Source organism: Myxococcota bacterium (assembly GCA_035498015.1).
Lineage (GTDB): Bacteria > Myxococcota_A > UBA9160 > SZUA-336 > SZUA-336 > VGRW01.
The window spans coordinates 25923-42343 of sequence record DATKAO010000226.1 but is presented as its reverse complement, the minus strand read 5'-3'; the positions used below and the strand labels follow the sequence as shown (position 1 = coordinate 42343).

19 protein-coding genes are annotated in these 16421 nt (G+C 72.5%); 3 read left to right on the top strand and 16 right to left on the bottom strand.

What is annotated here, in order from left to right; all coding sequences use genetic code 11:
* The coding region (locus VMR86_20085; protein HTO09363.1) for an SMP-30/gluconolactonase/LRE family protein at positions 1-409 on the top strand (409 nt) is incomplete at its 5' end.
* A 38-nt stretch (positions 410-447) separates the two neighbouring features.
* Here VMR86_20085 and VMR86_20080 read toward each other — a convergent pair.
* The 6 genes from VMR86_20080 to VMR86_20055 form a co-directional block, all read right to left on the bottom strand.
* Positions 448-1473, bottom strand: a complete 1026-nt coding sequence (locus VMR86_20080; GenBank protein ID HTO09362.1) for an SIS domain-containing protein — start codon at positions 1471-1473, stop codon at positions 448-450.
* Positions 1473-2273 carry an inositol monophosphatase family protein gene (locus VMR86_20075; protein ID HTO09361.1) on the bottom strand — a complete coding sequence of 267 codons (801 nt, stop codon included), beginning with the start codon at positions 2271-2273 and terminating at the stop codon, positions 1473-1475. Before VMR86_20075 ends, VMR86_20080 begins: the two co-directional genes overlap by 1 nt.
* Before the next feature lie 75 nt (positions 2274-2348).
* Positions 2349-3482, bottom strand: coding sequence for an aldo/keto reductase (locus VMR86_20070; GenBank protein ID HTO09360.1), 1134 nt, complete (start codon positions 3480-3482; stop codon positions 2349-2351).
* A 9-nt stretch (positions 3483-3491) separates the two neighbouring features.
* Positions 3492-3833, bottom strand: coding sequence for a hypothetical protein (locus VMR86_20065; GenBank protein ID HTO09359.1), 342 nt, complete (start codon positions 3831-3833; stop codon positions 3492-3494).
* Positions 3830-4522 carry a YceK/YidQ family lipoprotein gene (locus VMR86_20060; GenBank protein ID HTO09358.1) on the bottom strand — a complete coding sequence of 231 codons (693 nt, stop codon included), beginning with the start codon at positions 4520-4522 and terminating at the stop codon, positions 3830-3832. The genes VMR86_20065 and VMR86_20060 overlap by 4 nt, the downstream gene beginning before the upstream one ends.
* Entirely contained in the window at positions 4519-5370 is an 852-nt protein-coding gene (locus VMR86_20055) for a class I SAM-dependent methyltransferase (GenBank protein HTO09357.1), read from the bottom strand. Before VMR86_20055 ends, VMR86_20060 begins: the two co-directional genes overlap by 4 nt.
* 273 nt (positions 5371-5643) lie before the next feature.
* On the opposite strand from VMR86_20055, the gene VMR86_20050 reads away from it, so the two are divergent.
* Entirely contained in the window at positions 5644-6180 is a 537-nt protein-coding gene (locus tag VMR86_20050; GenBank protein ID HTO09356.1) for a hypothetical protein, read from the top strand.
* Between the two features lie 4 nt (positions 6181-6184).
* Here VMR86_20050 and VMR86_20045 read toward each other — a convergent pair whose 3' ends face one another.
* From VMR86_20045 to VMR86_20005, 9 genes are all read right to left on the bottom strand, one after another.
* Complete coding sequence (locus VMR86_20045) at positions 6185-6769, bottom strand: suppressor of fused domain protein (GenBank protein ID HTO09355.1); 585 nt, start codon at positions 6767-6769, stop codon at positions 6185-6187.
* Positions 6770-6829: 60 nt separating this feature from the next.
* Positions 6830-7477 (bottom strand): DJ-1/PfpI family protein, encoded by a 648-nt coding sequence (locus tag VMR86_20040; protein HTO09354.1) that lies wholly within the window; start codon positions 7475-7477, stop codon positions 6830-6832.
* Between the two features lie 3 nt (positions 7478-7480).
* On the bottom strand, positions 7481-8074 hold the full coding sequence (locus VMR86_20035; protein ID HTO09353.1) for a DJ-1/PfpI family protein: 594 nt from the start codon (positions 8072-8074) through the stop codon (positions 7481-7483).
* A 27-nt stretch (positions 8075-8101) separates the two neighbouring features.
* Positions 8102-9115, bottom strand: coding sequence for a GlxA family transcriptional regulator (locus VMR86_20030; protein HTO09352.1), 1014 nt, complete (start codon positions 9113-9115; stop codon positions 8102-8104).
* Positions 9116-9192: 77 nt separating this feature from the next.
* Positions 9193-10875, bottom strand: a complete 1683-nt coding sequence (locus VMR86_20025; GenBank protein ID HTO09351.1) for a hypothetical protein — start codon at positions 10873-10875, stop codon at positions 9193-9195.
* Entirely contained in the window at positions 10875-11231 is a 357-nt protein-coding gene (locus VMR86_20020) for a hypothetical protein (protein HTO09350.1), read from the bottom strand. Before VMR86_20020 ends, VMR86_20025 begins: the two co-directional genes overlap by 1 nt.
* A 28-nt stretch (positions 11232-11259) precedes the next feature.
* Positions 11260-12087: an enoyl-CoA hydratase-related protein gene (locus VMR86_20015; GenBank protein HTO09349.1), complete on the bottom strand. Its 828-nt coding sequence runs from the start codon at positions 12085-12087 to the stop codon at positions 11260-11262.
* Between the two features lie 9 nt (positions 12088-12096).
* Positions 12097-13173 (bottom strand): acyl-CoA dehydrogenase family protein, encoded by a 1077-nt coding sequence (locus VMR86_20010; protein ID HTO09348.1) that lies wholly within the window; start codon positions 13171-13173, stop codon positions 12097-12099.
* Positions 13174-13176: 3 nt separating this feature from the next.
* Positions 13177-14382 carry an acyl-CoA dehydrogenase family protein gene (locus VMR86_20005; GenBank protein ID HTO09347.1) on the bottom strand — a complete coding sequence of 402 codons (1206 nt, stop codon included), beginning with the start codon at positions 14380-14382 and terminating at the stop codon, positions 13177-13179.
* A gap of 63 nt (positions 14383-14445) precedes the next feature.
* Between VMR86_20005 and VMR86_20000 the strand changes: the two genes are divergently transcribed.
* On the top strand, positions 14446-15555 hold the full coding sequence (locus VMR86_20000) for an amidohydrolase family protein (GenBank protein HTO09346.1): 1110 nt from the start codon (positions 14446-14448) through the stop codon (positions 15553-15555).
* On the opposite strand, the gene VMR86_19995 is transcribed toward VMR86_20000, so the two are convergent.
* On the bottom strand, positions 15556-16368 hold the full coding sequence (locus tag VMR86_19995) for a helix-turn-helix transcriptional regulator (GenBank protein HTO09345.1): 813 nt from the start codon (positions 16366-16368) through the stop codon (positions 15556-15558).
* Positions 16369-16421: the final 53 nt, after the last annotated feature.

Genomic DNA, 16421 nt, shown 5'->3' with positions numbered 1-16421 from the left:
CGCGCCCAACGGCGTCGGGCTCTCACCCGACGGCAGCCGCGTGTACGTGGCCGAGACCCACACCGGCCGCGTGTTCTGGTGGGATCTCTCGGCGCCGGGCCAGATCCGCCCGCACAGCTCGCCCAACCAGGGCCACCTGCTGGCCGGGCTGCCGGGCCTGCAGCTCCTCGACTCACTCGCCGTCGATGCCGGCGGCAACGTGTGCGTGGCCACGATCGTGAACGGCGGCATCACGGTGATCTCGCCCGACGGCGGCAAGATCGAGCACGTGCCCATGCCCGACCCGCTGACCACGAACGTCTGCTTCGGCGGCAACGACCTGCGCACCGCCTACGTGACGCTCTCGGCCACGGGCAAGCTCGTCTCGACACCCTGGCCCCGGCCGGGGCTGAAGCTGGCCTTCGGCTAGGGCCGAGCAAGGGCCCGCAGGCGAACGTAGTCAATCAGTCAAAGCGTTCGAGTGACCTTCTTCAGGCCTGCCGGCTTGTCGGGGTCTCGGCCGCGCGCGCGCGCGAGCCAGAAGGCGAGCAGCTGACCGGCGATCGCCGCGGGAATGGGCGCGAGCCACTCGGGCGCGGCGGGGGTACACAGATCTGCGTCGCTCTCGCTGGCCACGCGCACGATGCGCGCGCCGCGCTCGAGCAGCTCCGCGGCGAGGCGGCGCACGTCGGGCGCGGCCGGGCCGTGCAGCTCGATGGCGAACACCGGGGCGCCGCTCTGCGCCAGCGCGATCGGGCCGTGCCGGTAGTCGGCGGCCGAGAACGGCTCGGCGAACACGCCCGCGAGCTCCTTCAGCTTGAGCGCCCACTCGAGCGCCACGGGATAGCCGAAGCCGCGCCCCACCACGGCGCAGGCGGGGTGCGGCGCGAGCGCCTCGGCGAGCTTGCGCGCGGCGGCGTTCAGCGCGAGCGCGCGCTCGGCCAGGCCGGCGGCGCGCTCGAGCTCGCGGTCCTCCTCGCCGCGCCAGCCGGAGGCCAGGTGCGCGAGCGCGAGCAGGCTGGTGGTGAACGAGGCCGTGGCCGCCACGGCGCGCTCGCCGCCGAGCCCGAGCCCGACCACGTGCTCCGACGCGGCGGCCAGCGGTGACTCGAGCCGGTCGGTGATCGCGAGCGTCACGCAGCCCTGCGCGCGCGCGTCGGCGATCACGCGCACCACGTCGGGCGAGGCACCCGATTGGGAGATGCCGATCGCGATCCAGCGGTCGAGCCGCAGCTCGCGCTCGTAGAGCGTGATCAGCGACGGCGCGGCCAGCGCGACCGGCACGCCGAGCCGCGCGCCGAACAGATACTTCGCGAACACCGCGGCGTGGTCCGAGCTGCCGCGCGCCGCGATCAGCACGCCCGCGGGGCGGCGCGCGCCCAGCTGCGCGCCCAGCTCGATCGTGCGCTCGCCTTGCTGCGCGCAGAACTGCGCCAGGAGCTCGGGCTGCGCGAAGATCTCGCGGGCGAGCAGCGAGTCTTCCGGGCCGGTCATCAGGCCACGAGCTCGCGCAGCTTCTCGACCTCGCGCGGCGTGGCTGCGACCAGAGCGCCGCGCACCCCGGGCTCGAAGCGCGCCGGCAGCGCGCCGTCGAGTGACTCGATCGCGCCGCCCGCTTCCTGCAGCAGGAGCCCCGCGATCCACGCGCGCCGCGACAGGCCCTGCGACTCCGCCGCGATGCGCACGCCGCCGCCCACGCCGTCGAGCAACGGCGCGATCCCGATCGCGGCGCCGGCGGCGACGATCGGCTTCCAGCCCGAGGCGTTGGCGCGCGCGCGCACCTCTTGCGGCAAGCCGTGCGAGACCAGGAGCTGCGGGCCGCGGCGCTCGGCGCGCACGCGCGCGAACTCACCGCCGTTGCGCGCGAGCTCGGCGCCGCCACCGCGGGTGGCGCGCACCAGCACGCCGAATTGCGGCACCGCGACCAGCGCCGCCTCGACCCGCCCCTCGCGTTCGAGGCCCACGAGCAGCGCGTACGGGCCGTCGCCGCGCAGATAACGCGCGGTGCCGTCGATCGGGTCGATCACGACGGTCTCGACGGAGCGGTTGCCGGCGAATGCCTCCGCGGTCGGCGTGTCCTCCTCGACGAACACCGAGACCGCGGGAAAGTGCGCGCGCAGCGCGACCAGCAGGATCTCCTGCGACACGCAGTCGCCGTCGGTGAGCGCCGCCTTCTCGGGCGTGAGCTCGTCGGCCTTGGGCCGATTGCGCACCCGGCCCTCGAGCCAGCGCACGGCGGCACACGCCTGCCAGACGGGCAGGGTCATGCGCTCGATGAATTCCCTCGGATCCATATGGAGCCGGCGAACCTTAGCGACTTCGTTCGCCTGCGGCTCACAGGCCTCGCTCGGGCGGCCGGCGCTCGGCTCTCAGCGCGTCCGCCGCGCTCGCTCGAACAGGGCGTCGATCAGCTCCGGCTTGCACGGCTCGTGCTCGGCCAGGGCGAGGTTCTCGTCCACGTGCTCGGGGCTGCGCATGCCGACCAGGGCCGTGGTGACTCCGGGCGTGCTGCGTGCGAACTGGAGACAGCGCTGCGCATCGGTCGCCAGGTCGGGGAACGCCTGGCGGAAGAACGCCGGAAGCCCGCGCGCCGCGCGGCCCTGCACCAGCGACGCGGCGGTGAACACCGACGTGCCGGTGTCGCGCAGCGTGTCGAACAGGTTGGCCGGCCGGGCTTCCGGGCCGAACTGTGAGTCGAGGCCGCGGGCCTCGCCCTGCCCCACGCTGTAAGGGAGCGCCATGCCGCGCAGGTGGTGGTCGGGCCCGCCGACCGCGATCGCGGTCTCGAGCAGCTCGAACATCGAGAGGTGCCCGCGCTCGCCGTACGGCAAGAGCAGCCCGTGCCAGGTGGACAGGCCGTAGGCGGCGATCGCGCCGCGCTGCACCGCGCGCTCGAGCGCCTCGAACCAGGCCGCGAGTGACTCGCGGAAGCCGCTGGGTCCGCGCGCGGCGAGCTGCAGCTCCGGGTCCTCGAGCAGATACAGGTCGATGGTCTCGAGGCCCAGGTTCGCGCGGCTGCGCTCGATCTGGTCGGTGATGAAGCGCGGCGAGAGCACGTGCACGCCGTTCACGACCTCGTCGAGCGCCACCAGCCCGCTGTCGAGATACGTGCGCACCAGGTAGCGGCGGCCGTCCATCACGCTCTCGGCGTCGGGCGCGAGATACCCGCACTTGCTGATCACGAACACTTCGTCGCGCCGGGCCAGCTTCTCGCGGAACGCGCGCGCCAGCGCGCGGCCGAGCGCACGCTCGCTGGTCTGCTGCCGGTACGAGATCGAGGTGTCGAAGACGTTCACGCCCCCCTCGAGCGCGCGCGGCACCACCGAGCGATAGCACAGGTCGTCGACGCCGCCGGGCATGCCCGACTTGGTGCCCAGACCCAGCGACGAGAGAGTGAGTCGGTCGGGCCGGCGGAAGTGACCCGGCAGCCCGGAGAAGCGCCCGGCGAAGCGGCGGGTGCCGTCGGCGGTCGCGCGTCCGGGAAGCAGCTCGGCCTCGGCCATGCGCGCAATCTAGCGCGAGGCGGCCGCCTCGCGGAGGCGCAAACGCCAGCGCTCCGAGCCCTCGCTCTCGAAGGCGCGCAGCCGCAGGTCCTGCGCCACCCGGTAGAGCGCGCGCTGGAAGGCCGCGCGGTCCCAGGCCAGCTCCTCGCTCTCGGAGGCGGCCGCGCCCCCCAGAGTCACTGCCGCGATCGAGTCGTCGCCGCCGAACACGTCGGGGCCGGCCAGGTCCGCCCAGAAGCGCTCGCCCTCGACGCGCGCCTCCTCGCGCGCGGCGAGCGACGCCATCGCGACCGCGTGCGCGCCGTGGCCGTACTTGCGCAGGAGCCGCGCCGCCTCCTCGAGCGGAGTCATGGCTCGCCCAGCCCCGGGCTGATCTCTTCCAGGATGCGCCAGGCGCCCTCCTCGCTCGGCCCCACCAGGAGTGACACGGGCAGGCGCCGGCCGTTGGTCGAGACCGCGCGCTTGGCGCTGATGCGCACCTGCCCGCCGTCCTCGAAGAACGACGGGTCGCGCCACTCGACGGTCTCGCCCGAGGACTTCCAGTGCGCGAGCTGCTTGCGCAGCTCCGGCTTGTACTCGGCGCCGGTCGTGGGCGCGGCGTCGATGATCTGGATCTTGGCGTCGATGCTGTAGCAGTCGGTGAAGTGCGGGTCGGCCGCCTTGAGGCGGTGCGCGCACTCCTCGAACAGCCGATGGGCGGTCTCGGCCTTCGACTCACCTTCGCGCGACTGGACCGCCGCCACGCGCTCCACGTCGACGCGCTGCTCCTCCTCCTGCTGCGCGGCGAGCGCGCTGTCCTTCGGGATCGTGTAGGGCAGGAGCACGGTGTCGCCGATCAGCGAGAACGGGAAGTCGACCGACGAGAACACGAACGCGCCGATGTTGAAGGTGATGAGCGCTTCGGGCCACATCTTCAGGTCCTTGCGCACGCCGCTGTAGACGTACGGGCCCGGGTAGCTCGCGTCCATCTGGGTGTCGATGGTCAGGCAGCCCGGCGCGGCCAGGGCTGCGACCAGCGCGAAGAGCGCGCGGCGACTCACCGCCGCGTGGCCGTCGCGATCCAGACCGCGTAGCCCAGGTGGACACCGTTCGGTGTCATGCGCGAGGCGACGAGCTCCGCGATCGCCCCGGTCGCCGCCTGGCGCGCGGCCTCGGGCGCATCGCGCAGCACGCGCGAGACGGGGCCGATCTCGGTCACGAAGCGCGACGCCTCCGCGGCGTTCGCGCCCAGCCACAGCTCGCCGGTCTTCGGCTCGAGCGCCACGTCGGAGAAGCCCGCGCGCTCGAGGATGCCCCGGGTGCGCGCCGCGTCGCCGAAGGCGAACGGGCCCGGCGCGTCGGGCGGCGGTGGCGGCGGCAGCGGCAGGCTCTTGGCGACCGCCAGCATCGGCTCGCGCACCCAGGCGTTCTGCAGCACGGGCTGCCAGCACACGAAGGCCAGGCGCCCGCCCGGGCGCAGCGCGCGCGCCAGGTTCGCGAAAGCCGCGACCGGGTCGACGAAGAACATCACGCCGAAGCGCGAGAAACACAGGTCGAACGCGCCCGCGGGCAGCGAGTGAGTCTGCGCGTCGGCGTTCTCGAAGCGCACGTTCGTGAGTCCCTGCTGGCGCACGCGCTCGCGCGCCAGCTCGAGCATGGGCGTCGAGATGTCGACGCCGAGCACCGCGCCCGACGCGCCCACGCGCGCGGCGAGCTGGAGCGAGGTCTGTCCCGTGCCGCAGCCGACGTCGAGCACGCGCTCGCCCGGGCGCGGCTGCGCGCGCTCCTGGGCGGCGGCGCCCAGCGGCTCGATCAGTGAGTCCATGCGAGTCACTTGGGCGACCCACTGCGGTCCCCCCTGCTTGTTCCAGTACTCGATCTGCTCCGCGTTGGGTCCGTTGGCTTCCATGCCCGGGATTCTATGGAAACTTCGGGCTTGACTCCGAGGCGAAAATAGAGCGAAACTCCCTCCGTGCGACAGAGCCCGGTCCGAGTCGACGCCCTGCGCGAGATGCTGCTCCAGGCAGGCCTCGCGGATCGCGTTCGAGTCGGTGCCTCGAGTCCCCCACCCGAGGCAGCGCCGGCTTCGAAAACCCACCGCACGAGCGAAAGGACGAGGCAAACCCCCGGGGCGGAGGAGACGTTTTCCCCGGACGAGCTCCTCCGCCCCACCTCCCTCTCCATGGGCGGGTGCCTGATCGAGCTCGGGGGCGAGCCGTCCTCGGGCCGGACGGCGCTCGCCTACCGCATGGCCGCGCTCACCTCGGCGCGCAGCGAGCTGGTGGGCTGGGTCGACCTGCCCAACGCGCTCGACCCGCGTTACCTGCAGCGCGCCGGCGTGCGGCTCGACGACGTGCTCTGGGTGCGCCCGCCCGGGCTCCAGGCCGCGCTGCGCTCGGCGGAGCTCCTGATCAAGACCGGCTTCGCGCTGGTGGTGCTCGACCTCGAGGGCGCGCCCGCGCCCGAGCTCGCGCGCCTGGGCGCCGCGGTCTGGACGCGACTCACACGCGCGCTGCGCGAGTCGCGCGCCAGCGCGTTCGTGCTCGGGTCACACGGCCTCGCGGGCACGTTCGCCACGCTGGGCGCGCGCACCCGGCGCGAGCGCGCGCTGTTCGACGCCGGTCTCTTCGAGGGCCTCGCTGGCCAGCTCGAGGTGCTGCGGCGCCGCGCGGGGCCGCCCGGCGAGAGCCTACACTTCTCGGTGTTGCAGCGGGCCTGAGCGCTCAGACCACCGACTCGCGCACCAGGGCCGCGACGTCGGCCTGCGCCGCGCCCAGGCGCGACTGGAGCGCCTCGAGGCCGCGCTGCTTGGCGAAGGCCGCCTCGCTGCTCGTGATCGGCAAGAGCCAGATGAAGCGCGCGGTGGCCGTGCGGTCGGACAGCCACTCGAGCTCGGGATCGAAGACCGCGGGCAGCGCCACGACCAGGTGGTCGGCGCTCGCGCCCGGCAGCCAGGAATGGCCGATCTCGAGCACCTGCCCGAGCGACAGCGGATAGCGCGGGTCCGCGTGCAGGTTCGCGACCATGGCCACGAGCTTCGCCGCCTCGAGGCCGCGCGCCGGTGCGCACAGCAGGAACTCGAGCCCGTAGCCGTCGTCCATGGGCTCGGCCGAAGCGCCGCCGGACACGTACAGCCAGGGCGCGTGCGGCTCGCCCGGCGGCGGCGCGACCTCGAACACCGCGAGCTCCGGCAGGTTCACCACCAGGCCCGCCCGCGGCAGCGCCGCGCGCGTCAGCTCGCGCTTGGGAAACACCCGCGCGAGGTGCGCGCGCACGGCTTCGGCAATCCCGGTGGACGGCGTGGGCACCCTACCCACGCCTCCGGCCGCGTCGTGACTCCGCCACGGCGCGCATCGTAGCCGATGCGGCTAGGTCTGCGCCCCGAGGATGCCCGCGAACAGCTTCTGCACGCCGCTCACGATCTCGGGCCGCGCCTTGGCGGGCGAGCCCGCGTCGGTGGGCGGCTGCGGGTCGTACTCGATCGCGAGCTGGACGGTCTCGGCCAGGTCGCGGCCGCCCATGCGCTCGACCAGCGCCAGCGCCATGTCGATGCCCGAGCTCACGCCCGCCGCGGTCACGATCCGCTCGCCCGCGAACACCACGCGCTTGGGCGTCGGCTTGGCGCCCAGCGTGCCGAGATAGTCGAGCATCAGCCAGTGACTCGTGGCCTCGAGGCCGTTCAAGAGACCCGCCGCGGCCAGCAACAGCGAGCCCGTGCACACCGACGTGGTCCACTGAGAGCGCGCGTGCAGCGCGCGCAGCCAGGGGATGATCGGGTCGTTCGGGATCAGCGTGTGGGTGAACGGCGAGCCGCCGACCACCACGATGTCGGCCTCGCCGACCTCGCCGAAGCTGCGCGTGGCCTCGAGCCGCACCGCGCCGCTGTCGTCGGCCACGGGCCCGCGCCGCGCCGCCACGAAGAACGTCTCGGCGCCGGGCAGCGCCGAGAGCACCTGGTAGGGGCCGATGATGTCGAGCGCCGTGAACTTGTCGTAGAGAGCGAGAGCGATCTTCATGACTCACACCTCCGCCGCGTAGGGCGGCGCCGGGTCGTACTCCATGATCCGCTGCACCTTGCGAGCGGACTCGGGGTCGTGGATCTGGCCCACCAGCCACAGGGCCATGTCGATGCCGGCCGAGATACCGGCCGAAGTCACCAGGTTCCCGTCGCGCACCCAGCGCACGTGGTCGAGCACCTCCACGTCGCCGCGCGCGCGCAGCTGGTCGACGAAGCCCCAGTGCGTGGTGACTCGCTTGCCCTTGGCGAAGCCCGCCTCGTGCAACAGCAGCGCGCCGGTGCACACGCTCGTGACCCAGGTGGCCTGCGCGCCAGCCTTGCGCAGCCAGTCCACGAGCTCGGGCTTGCCGACCTCGCGGCGCGTGCCCTGGCCGCCCGGGACGAGCAGCACGTCGAGCGCGGGCGCGTCGGCGAACGAGTGATCCGGCAGCACGCGCATGCCTTTGGCCGCGCGCACCGGGTCCTTCGTGCGCGCGATCGTGACCACGCGGTTCTCCGGGAAGAGCTGCCGGGCGACCGTGAAGACCTCCCACGGCCCCACGGCGTCGAGCTCTTCGAAGTCTTCGAACAAGAGGATTCCGGTCGTGATTGCCATTTCGTCTCTCCTTCGAAAGTCAGTCGTTCAGGCCGCCGCCGAGCGGAAGCGCGCGCGGTAGGCGCTCGGCGACACGCGGATCTGGCGCAGGAAGGCGCGCCGCAGCGTCTCGGCGGTGCCGAAGCCAGAGCGCGCGGCCACGGCGTCGACGCCCAGCTCGCTCTCCTCGAGCAGGCGCTGCGCCGCCTCGACGCGCGCGCGCTCGACCCAGCGCGCCGGCGTCTCGCCGACCTCGCGCGCGAACACGCGCGCGAAGTTGCGCGGGCTCATCGCGGCCCGCTTGGCGAGCCGACCCACGCCCAGGTCGTCGGCCAGGTGTGACTGGACCCAGGCCTGCAGGTCGCGGATGCGCTCGTGCTCCGTCGCCTGCGCGGCGAGCCCCACGCTGAACTGCGACTGGCCGCCGGGGCGCTTGAGGAACAGCACCATCCACTTCGCGACCGTGAGCGCGAGCTCGCGGCCGTGGTCCTCCTCGGCCATGGCGAGCGCCAGGTCCATGCCGGCGCACACCCCGGCCGAGCTCCAGAACTTGCCGTCGCGCACGAAGATCGGGTCGCCCTCCACCGAGATGGCGGGGTGACTCCGGCCGAGCGCCGCGCAGCTCGCCCAGTGAGTCGTGGCGCGGCGGCCGTCGAGCAGCCCGGCTTGGGCCAGGAGAAACGTGCCGGTGCAGATCGACGCCACGCGGCGCGCGCGCGGGGCGGTGCGGCGCAGGAAGTCGACGAGCGCGCGGTCCTGGACCGCGGCGCGCGTGCCGTCGCCGCCCGCGACCAGGAGCGTGTCGATCGGACCGCGCACGTCGCGCAGCGCGCGGTCGGCGTGGAGGCGCATGCCCGAGCTGGTCGCGAGCGGCCCGGCCTGGGCGGCTGCGATCTCGATCGTGTAGCGCGGCGCGCGCCGGTCCTGGAGCGCGTCGAGACGGCGGTTGGAGTTCGCGAACACCTCGAGCGGCCCGGTCACGTCGAGCACCTGCACGCCGGGGAAGGCGACCATCAAGACGCGGCGCACGCGGCCGGCCTGGGCGGAGGGAACGAGCTTCATGGTGCGCAGGATCGGCCGGCCGCCGTCTGGCTGCAACGACAAAGACCCCTCGCTTCCTGCCAGACTGCCGAAAGGGCCTACTTGAGCTCGAGCGCTGCGGGTGGCAGCACCGGGTCGCGCCCGCAGCGGTCGCCGTAGCCGTCGAGGTTGGCGTCGGGCTGGGTCGGGTCGTTGACGGAGGGGCACACGTCGCAGTCGTCGGGCCAGCCGTCCTGGTCGTGGTCGACGGCCGGCGGCAGGCAGCCGGGCGCGCCGCACGGCAGGTGGTCGGGGTCGAGCACACACTGCCGGTACGGGCCGCGCGCACGGAAGCGGTCCCAGTTGACGAACACGGGCGCCCCGAGCGCCGCCGTGTTGCAGTACTGCAGGAGCTCCGGCGTGTCCTTCGAGCGGCAGCCCGCCGGGGCCGGATTCGACATGCGCAGGCGCGGATAGAACGCGCCGTCGTGGAGACGGAGTGAGTCGACCTCGAGCGTGCAGGTGTCCGCGCCGTCCGCGGAGCGCGCGCAGGCGCACGCCTTCGCGCCCGTGGGCGGGCTGGCGCCTGCGCCGCAGGTCGCGAGCACGGCGCCGGCGTCGTCCACCAGGTCGAGTGAGTCGAGCCGCTTCCCCAGGCCCGGATCATCGGCGCGGTTGCGCGGGTCGTTGCGCACGTGGATGCGCACGTCGGCCAGTCCGTCCGCGAGGTCGACGCGGGCCCCCATCGGCTGCCACGCGCCGCCGGCGTGCGGGCGCACCGAGAAGCGCAGCTCGGGCACGAACGAGCCCGAGAAGTAGCAGCGGCGCGCGAGCAAGGCGTCGATCACCGCCTGCCGGGTGCGCGCGGCGGCCCAGCACACGGTGGCGCCGAGCCTCGGCGAGCGCACGCTGCCCGGCCAGGTCGCGTAGTGATCGTCGGAGCCGTACGACGGGAAGAGCTGGTAGCCCAGATGCAGCGCGCGCTGGTACGCCTGCTCCCACTGGGGGTCCTGGGCCTCCGAGCCGACCTCGATGCCCTCGACGAACTGATCCGTGAACCCGCCGGGCGCGTTCTTCGGGTGGAACGGCCGCAGGTCCATCTGGTCCGCCAGCCCCGGGTGCGCCTGGATCAGCACCGGGCGCGAGCGCTCGCCCAGGGCCCACAGATACAGGTGCGCCTCGTCGCGGCAGTATTCGTCGCCGACCAGGAGCCCGTCGACGGTGCACAGGCCGCGAGTGTCTCCCGGCAGCACCACGATCTTGTGCCCGCCTTCGCGGGGCCCCACGCCCGAGGGGAAGAAGTTCTCGTTGGTGAACTCGCGGCCGGTGAACGCCAGGAAGCCGTTCACGGTCTTCGCCGCTGCGACGCGCGAGAGCGCGAGCGCCTCGTTGCTGGGCGGATCGACGGTGGTGCCCGGGCGGGTCGCGTCGGGGAAGCCCTTCAGCGGCTCGTGCGCGAGCCACCAGCGGTACTTCTCGCTCATGGCGTCGATGCACACGTTGGCGAGCTTGCCCGGGTAGTTCGTGTCGTGATGCGAGAGACTCACCCAGTCGTAGCCGCCCGTGCGCAGCGCGTCGTAGGCGTCGGAGGGCGACGAGTTCTCGTGCAGGTATTTCGGAAAGCCCGGTACCGGAGGATCCTTCTGCGAACGCTCGATCATGTAGAGCGTGGCCGCGTGCTGGTGGCTGTCGCCCGCGAGCGGAATCAGCCCCGCGTAGGCTTCGTCGCCTTCGCCCGCGCGCGCCGAGGCGCAGAGCGCGAGCGCGAGCAGCGCTGCGCAGGGCGCGAGCGCGCGGCGCATCACTCGATGCGCATCGACGGGGGCGTTCCCTCGGTGCGCTCGTGCTGGTTGAAATTGCGCAGCTGCCAGGCGGTCCAAGCGCGGCACTGTGACACGCGCTCCTCCACCCAGGAGTAGCGCGCCTCACACTCTGGACCGGGCTCCTCGCCCTCGCAGCCGGCCAGGAACGCGTCGGCCCAGGCAATGAACGGCCGGGTCGCGCACGGGTGCTGCCAGTCACTCTGGGCGCGCTCGACGCGCCCGTTCCAGTCGTCGCGCCAGGCGCCGCGGTCGGCGCGCACCTGCGGCGTCTGACAGGCCGCGCCGAGCGCGCACAGCGCGAGCGCGAGCAGCGCACGGCGGACGCGTGGCGGCATCACGGCGCCGGAGCGTAACGAAGGCGAGTCAGTCGAGCGACGGGATCTCGGGCATGTCCTTGGTGGGCGAGAGCGTCCAGCGCGGCTTGCGCTTCTCGAGAAAGCTCGTGACGCCCTCGCGCGAGTCGGCCATGCGACCCAGCGCCCACAGCGCCTTCGCCTCGCGCTTCGCCACCTCGAGCGGCGGCGGGCCGCCCAGATGCTCCCAGATCATGCGCTTGGTCAGTGCGACCGAGAGCGGCGCGCAGTTCTCGGCGATGCTGCGCGCGATCTCGAGCGCGCGCGGCAGCACCTGTGCCGTGTCGACGGCCTCGTTCACGAGCCCGAGTGACGCGGCCTCCTCGCCGAGCACGATGCGGCCCGACAAGAGCAGGTCGGCGGCGCGCGCGATCCCGACCAGGCGCGGCAGGATCCAGGTGCTCGACAGCTCGGTCATCACGCCGCGGCGCACGAACAGGAAGCCGAGCTTCGCGTCCTTCGCGGCGACGCGCAGGTCGTACTGCAGCGGCAGCGTCATGCCGACACCGACCGCCGCGCCGTTGATCGCGGCGATGATCGGCTTGCGCACCTCCCACGGCTGCACCACGCGGCGCGGCCGCGCGCCCGACCCGGCGCTCTCGGCGCCGCCGGCGAACGTCTCGCCGCCGCGCTCCAGGTCTGCGCCGGCGCAGAACGCGCGTCCCGCGCCGGTCACCACCACCGCGCGCACCGCGTCGTCCTCGTCGCAGCGCACCAGGTGGGCGTTCAGCTCCGCGCCCATCTGCGCGGTCCAGGCGTTCATCTTCTCCGGCCGGTGGAGCGTGATCGTCGCGATCCCGTCTTTCAGGTCGAAGCGCGTGTGCAGCGAGTCACTCATGACTTCTCCTCACCATCCGGCGAGCGCGGCCGCGCGCTCCCGGTGCACGGCGGGCGTGCCCAGGAAGGCGCGGTCGAACATCGCCCGCTTGAAGTAGATCTGGACGTCGCACTCCCAGGTGAAGCCGATGCCGCCGTGGGCCTCGACCGCGTCGCGCGCCGTCTGCATGTAGACCTGGGTCAGGTGCGCTTTGGCGAGCGCGGCGCTGCGCTCCGACTCCTCGGGCACGTGGTCGAAGGCGTGCGCGGCGTACCAGTAGAGGCCGCGCGCCGGCTCGATCTCGACCGCCAGGTTCGCGAGCTGGTGCTTCAAGCCCTGGAAGCTCCCGATCGTGACCCCGAACTGCTGGCGCGTCTTGGCGTACTCGACCGACGCCTCGAGCAGGTGCTGCGCGCCGCCGAAGGCGTCGGCGGCCAGCAGCACCAGGCCCGCGTCGCGCACGCGCGCCGAGGCCGCGACCCCGTTCGGCAGCGACTCACACGGCGTGTTCTCGAGCGCGAGCTCGCCCAGCCGGCGCGTGCGGTCCACGCCGTGCAGGTCGCGAGTCACGGCGCCGCGGGCACCGCGCTCGACCAGCGCGAGCCCGCCGCCCGCCGTGCCGACCACGAACAGGTCGGCGTGCTCCGCGAACGGCACCGCGCTCTTGACACCAGAGAGTGTCGGTCCGGCCGGGAGCGACCAGTCACTCGGCTGCCAGCGCTCGCCGCCGTCGTCGAAGGCCACCGTGCCCAGCCGCTCGCCCGCGGCCAGGCGCGGCAGCCAGGTCTTCTTCTGCAGGTCGCTGCCGGCCCAGAGTATCGCGAGCCCGGCCAGCGAGTGAGCCAGGAACGGGCCCGGCAGCGCGGCCCCACCGAGCGCCTCGGCGACCAGTGCCTGGTCGAGCAGCTCGAGCCCCGCGCCCCCGAACTCGTCGGGCACCGCGATCGCGCCCAGACCCAGCTCGACCAGCCCCTTCCACAGCTCGGGCTCGTGGCCGGCGTCGCCGTCGAAGATCGCGCGCACGCGCGTGGGGGGACACTCGTTGGCCGCGAACTGTCTCACCGTCTCCTGCAAGAGCTCCTGCTCTTCCGAGAGGTCGAAGTTCACGCTTCAGCCCTTCGCCGACGCCGCGGCGTCGCGCGGCAGCCCGAGCCCGCGTTCGCCGATCACGTTGCGCTGGATGTTCGCGGTGCCGCCCGCGACCGCGCTGCCGAGCGACCACATGAACTGGCCGACCCACTGCGCGTTGCTGCGCGGACCGGCGCCCAGGGTGCGCTCGCCCGGCTCGTAGAGTCCGTCGTCGCCGAGCAGGTCGAGCGCGAGCTTCGCGATCTCGTTGCCGATGTTCGTCGAGGTGAGCTTGTTCATGAGCTGGACGCGGCCGGGGTCCTGACTCTTGGCGGCCTTGGTGAGCTGCCGGTAGCCCGAGTACTGGTGCGAGCGCACGTAGCCTTCGAGCTGCACGAGTCTCTGGCGGATCGCGGGGTCCTGGATCGCGGGCTTGCCTGCGCGCGTGGTGCGCTGCGCGAGCGAGACGAGTGACTGGAAGGTGGCGAGCGCGTTGGCCGCGTCGCCGATCATGTTGCGCTCGTGCTTGAGCGTGGTGCGCGAGACCAGCCAGCCCTCGCCGCGCTTGCCCACGATCCAGTCCTTGGGCGTGCGCGCGTCCGTGAAGAACACCTCGTTGAAGTCGGCGGCGCCGGTCATCTGGCGCAGCGGCCGGACCTCGATGCCCGGCTGCTTCATCGACAAGAGCAGATACGAGATGCCGCCGTGCTTCTGCGCCGCGGGCTCGGTGCGGCACAGGCAGAACATGTAGTCGGCGCGGTGCGCGCCCGAGGTCCAGATCTTCTGCCCGTTGATCACCCACTCGTCGCCGCGGAGCTCGGCCTTGGTCTGCAGCGACGCCAGGTCACTGCCCGAGCCCGGCTCGCTGTAGCCCTGACACCAGACGATCTCGCCCCGGATGGTCGGCGCGATGAAGCGCTCCTTCTGCCACTCACTGCCCTTCTCGAGCAGCGTGGGCACGAGCATGCTGGGGCCGATGCCGGCCATCTCGCCGGGCGCGCGCGCGCGCGCGAACTCGTCGCGGATGATCTGCGCCTTCAACACGTCGGCGGCCTGCTCCGAGCCGCCGTAGCGCTTGGGGATCGAGCGCGCGAGGAAGCCCGCCGCGATCGCGCGCTCGCGGAACAGCGCAGCGCGCTTCTCGCCGGGCAGCTTCGCTTCGTCGCCGCGCAGCGGCCAGGAGCCGGCGAGGAACGCCTTCACCTCGCCGCGGAACTTCTCGTACTCGGCGCTGTAGCTGAGGTCCATGGGCTCCCTCGATTGGTGAACCGGACGCCGCGCAGCTTATCATGGGGTCTGGAGGAGCCGCCGATGCCCTACCCGATCATCTCCGCGGACTCGCACGTCACCGAGCCGCCCAACACCTACCTCGACTTCATCGATCACGCCTGGAAGTCGCGCGCGCCGCGCATGGAGCAGGTCGGCGAGATGGGTGACGTGTTCATCGTGGACGGCATGGCGCGGCCGGTGCTGGTCGGGCTCGCGGCCGCGGCCGGCAAGCCACCGGAAGAGATCCGCATCAAGGGCACCAAGTTCGCCGAGCTGCACCGCGGCGGCTGGGATCCCGAGGCGCGCATGGCCGACCAGGTGCGCGACGGAGTGTCTGCCGAGGTCATCTACCCCACGGTCGGCATGGTGCTCTGCAATCACGCCGACTTCGACTACAAGAAGGCGTGCTTCGACGCCTACAACCGCTGGATCGCGCAGTACTGCTCGGCTCACCCCGACCGGCTGCTGGGCGTGGGTCAGACCGCGATGCGCTCGCCCGCGGAAGGCATCGAGGACCTGCGCGCGATCCAGAGACTCGGCCTGCGCGGAGTCATGATGCCGGGCAACCCGGCGGTCGAGGACTACGACTCACTCGTGTACGACGAGTTCTGGGAGGCGGCGGTCGAGCTCGAGCTGCCGCTCTCGTTCCACATCCTGACCGTGCGCGAGACCGCGCCCACGCGCGGCCCGAAGATGAACAGCTTCCTGTCGATCATCCGCGGCTGCCAGGACATCATGGGCACGCTGATCCTGGGCGGCGTGTTCGAGCGTCACCCGAAGCTCCGGGTGGTGTGCGTCGAGGCCGACGCCGGCTGGGTGCCGCACTACATGTACCGCATGGACCACGCCTACAAGCGGCACCGCTACTGGCTGCCGGCCGGACAGCAGCTCTCGAAGCTGCCGTCCGAGTATTTCTCCGAGCACATCTACACCACGTTCCAGGACGACTGGGTCGCGTTCAAGAGCGCCGATCAGATGAACTGGCGCCGGCTCATGTGGGCCAACGACTTCCCGCACAGTGACTCGACCTGGCCGTGGTCGCAGGAGATGCTGAAGGAGCACGCGGCGCAGCTCAGCGAAGAGCAGCGCCGCGCGATCCTGTCGCAGAACGTCGCCGACCTGTACAAGATCGATCTGGCGCCGCTGCAGTAGTCAGCGGAACAGCTGCTCCGTCGCCGCGTCGGCGGGGAAGAAGCTCTCGATGCGCAGCTCGTCGGCGGTCACGTCCTGCGGCGTGCCGAAGGTCGCGATCATCGTGAAGAGAGACATGCGTACGCCGCCGATCTCCAGCACGAGCGGCAGCACGGGCAGAAGGGCCGCGTCGGCGTCGCCCCAGAGAGTCTCGTTCGACTGGTAGGGCGCGAGCTCGGCCAGCACGGCCTTCATGTCCTGGCCGCCGACGGCCTCGGCCTCTCGGCTCGCGCGGTGCCAGAGCAGCGGCGCGATCTCCGCCCAGTTCGCGATCAGCGGGCGGATGCCGCCGGGGTGGAACGTGAGGCGCATCAGGTTGCGCTCCGCGCCGCCCACCCGGGCCCAGACGTTCGCGCCCAGAAGTGACTCGAAGCGCTCGAACGCGCGGTTGGCGAGCCGGATGTTCCAGGCGCGATCGATGGCGATGGCCGGGAACGGCTCGTGATTCGCGAGCATGAGCCGCACCGCGCTCATCACCTGGTTCATCTGCGGGTCGTCCAGGAGTCGCGCGCGGAACACGGGCGCGAAGCCCGCGGCCACGAGCCAGTCGTTGCGTTCGCGCAGGGGCACCTCGAGGGTCTCGCTGAGCTGCAGGATCATCGCGCGGCTGGGCTTCGCGCGGCCCGACTCGAGGAAGCTCAGGTGGCGCTGCGAGACTCCGGACTGCAGCGCGAGCTCGAGCTGCGACAGCCTGCGGCGCTTGCGCCCGGCCTTCAGGAGCCCTGGGAACGGCGAGGACTCGACGCGGCGCGCGCGGAGGGTCGAGAGTGACACGGTGCTTCTCCTCGTTCTCGGCCTGGATTCTCGCGCGGCCGCGGAGGCGGCTC

Bases quoted from the DNA above. Each gene is read 5' to 3' on its own strand.
- VMR86_20080 (HTO09362.1), bottom strand. From the start codon at position 1,473: ATGACCGGCCCGGAAGACTCGCTGCTCGCCCGCGAGATCTTCGCGCAG.
- VMR86_20075 (HTO09361.1), bottom strand. From the start codon at position 2,273: ATGGATCCGAGGGAATTCATCGAGCGCATGACCCTGCCCGTCTGGCAG.
- VMR86_20070 (HTO09360.1), bottom strand. From the start codon at position 3,482: ATGGCCGAGGCCGAGCTGCTTCCCGGACGCGCGACCGCCGACGGCACC.
- VMR86_20065 (HTO09359.1), bottom strand. From the start codon at position 3,833: ATGACTCCGCTCGAGGAGGCGGCGCGGCTCCTGCGCAAGTACGGCCAC.
- VMR86_20055 (HTO09357.1), bottom strand. From the start codon at position 5,370: ATGGAAGCCAACGGACCCAACGCGGAGCAGATCGAGTACTGGAACAAG.
- VMR86_20050 (HTO09356.1), top strand. From the start codon at position 5,644: ATGGGCGGGTGCCTGATCGAGCTCGGGGGCGAGCCGTCCTCGGGCCGG.
- VMR86_20040 (HTO09354.1), bottom strand. From the start codon at position 7,477: ATGAAGATCGCTCTCGCTCTCTACGACAAGTTCACGGCGCTCGACATC.
- VMR86_20035 (HTO09353.1), bottom strand. From the start codon at position 8,074: ATGGCAATCACGACCGGAATCCTCTTGTTCGAAGACTTCGAAGAGCTC.
- VMR86_20030 (HTO09352.1), bottom strand. From the start codon at position 9,115: ATGAAGCTCGTTCCCTCCGCCCAGGCCGGCCGCGTGCGCCGCGTCTTG.
- VMR86_20025 (HTO09351.1), bottom strand. From the start codon at position 10,875: ATGCGCCGCGCGCTCGCGCCCTGCGCAGCGCTGCTCGCGCTCGCGCTC.
- VMR86_20020 (HTO09350.1), bottom strand. From the start codon at position 11,231: ATGCCGCCACGCGTCCGCCGTGCGCTGCTCGCGCTCGCGCTGTGCGCG.
- VMR86_20015 (HTO09349.1), bottom strand. From the start codon at position 12,087: ATGAGTGACTCGCTGCACACGCGCTTCGACCTGAAAGACGGGATCGCG.
- VMR86_20005 (HTO09347.1), bottom strand. From the start codon at position 14,382: ATGGACCTCAGCTACAGCGCCGAGTACGAGAAGTTCCGCGGCGAGGTG.
- VMR86_20000 (HTO09346.1), top strand. From the start codon at position 14,446: ATGCCCTACCCGATCATCTCCGCGGACTCGCACGTCACCGAGCCGCCC.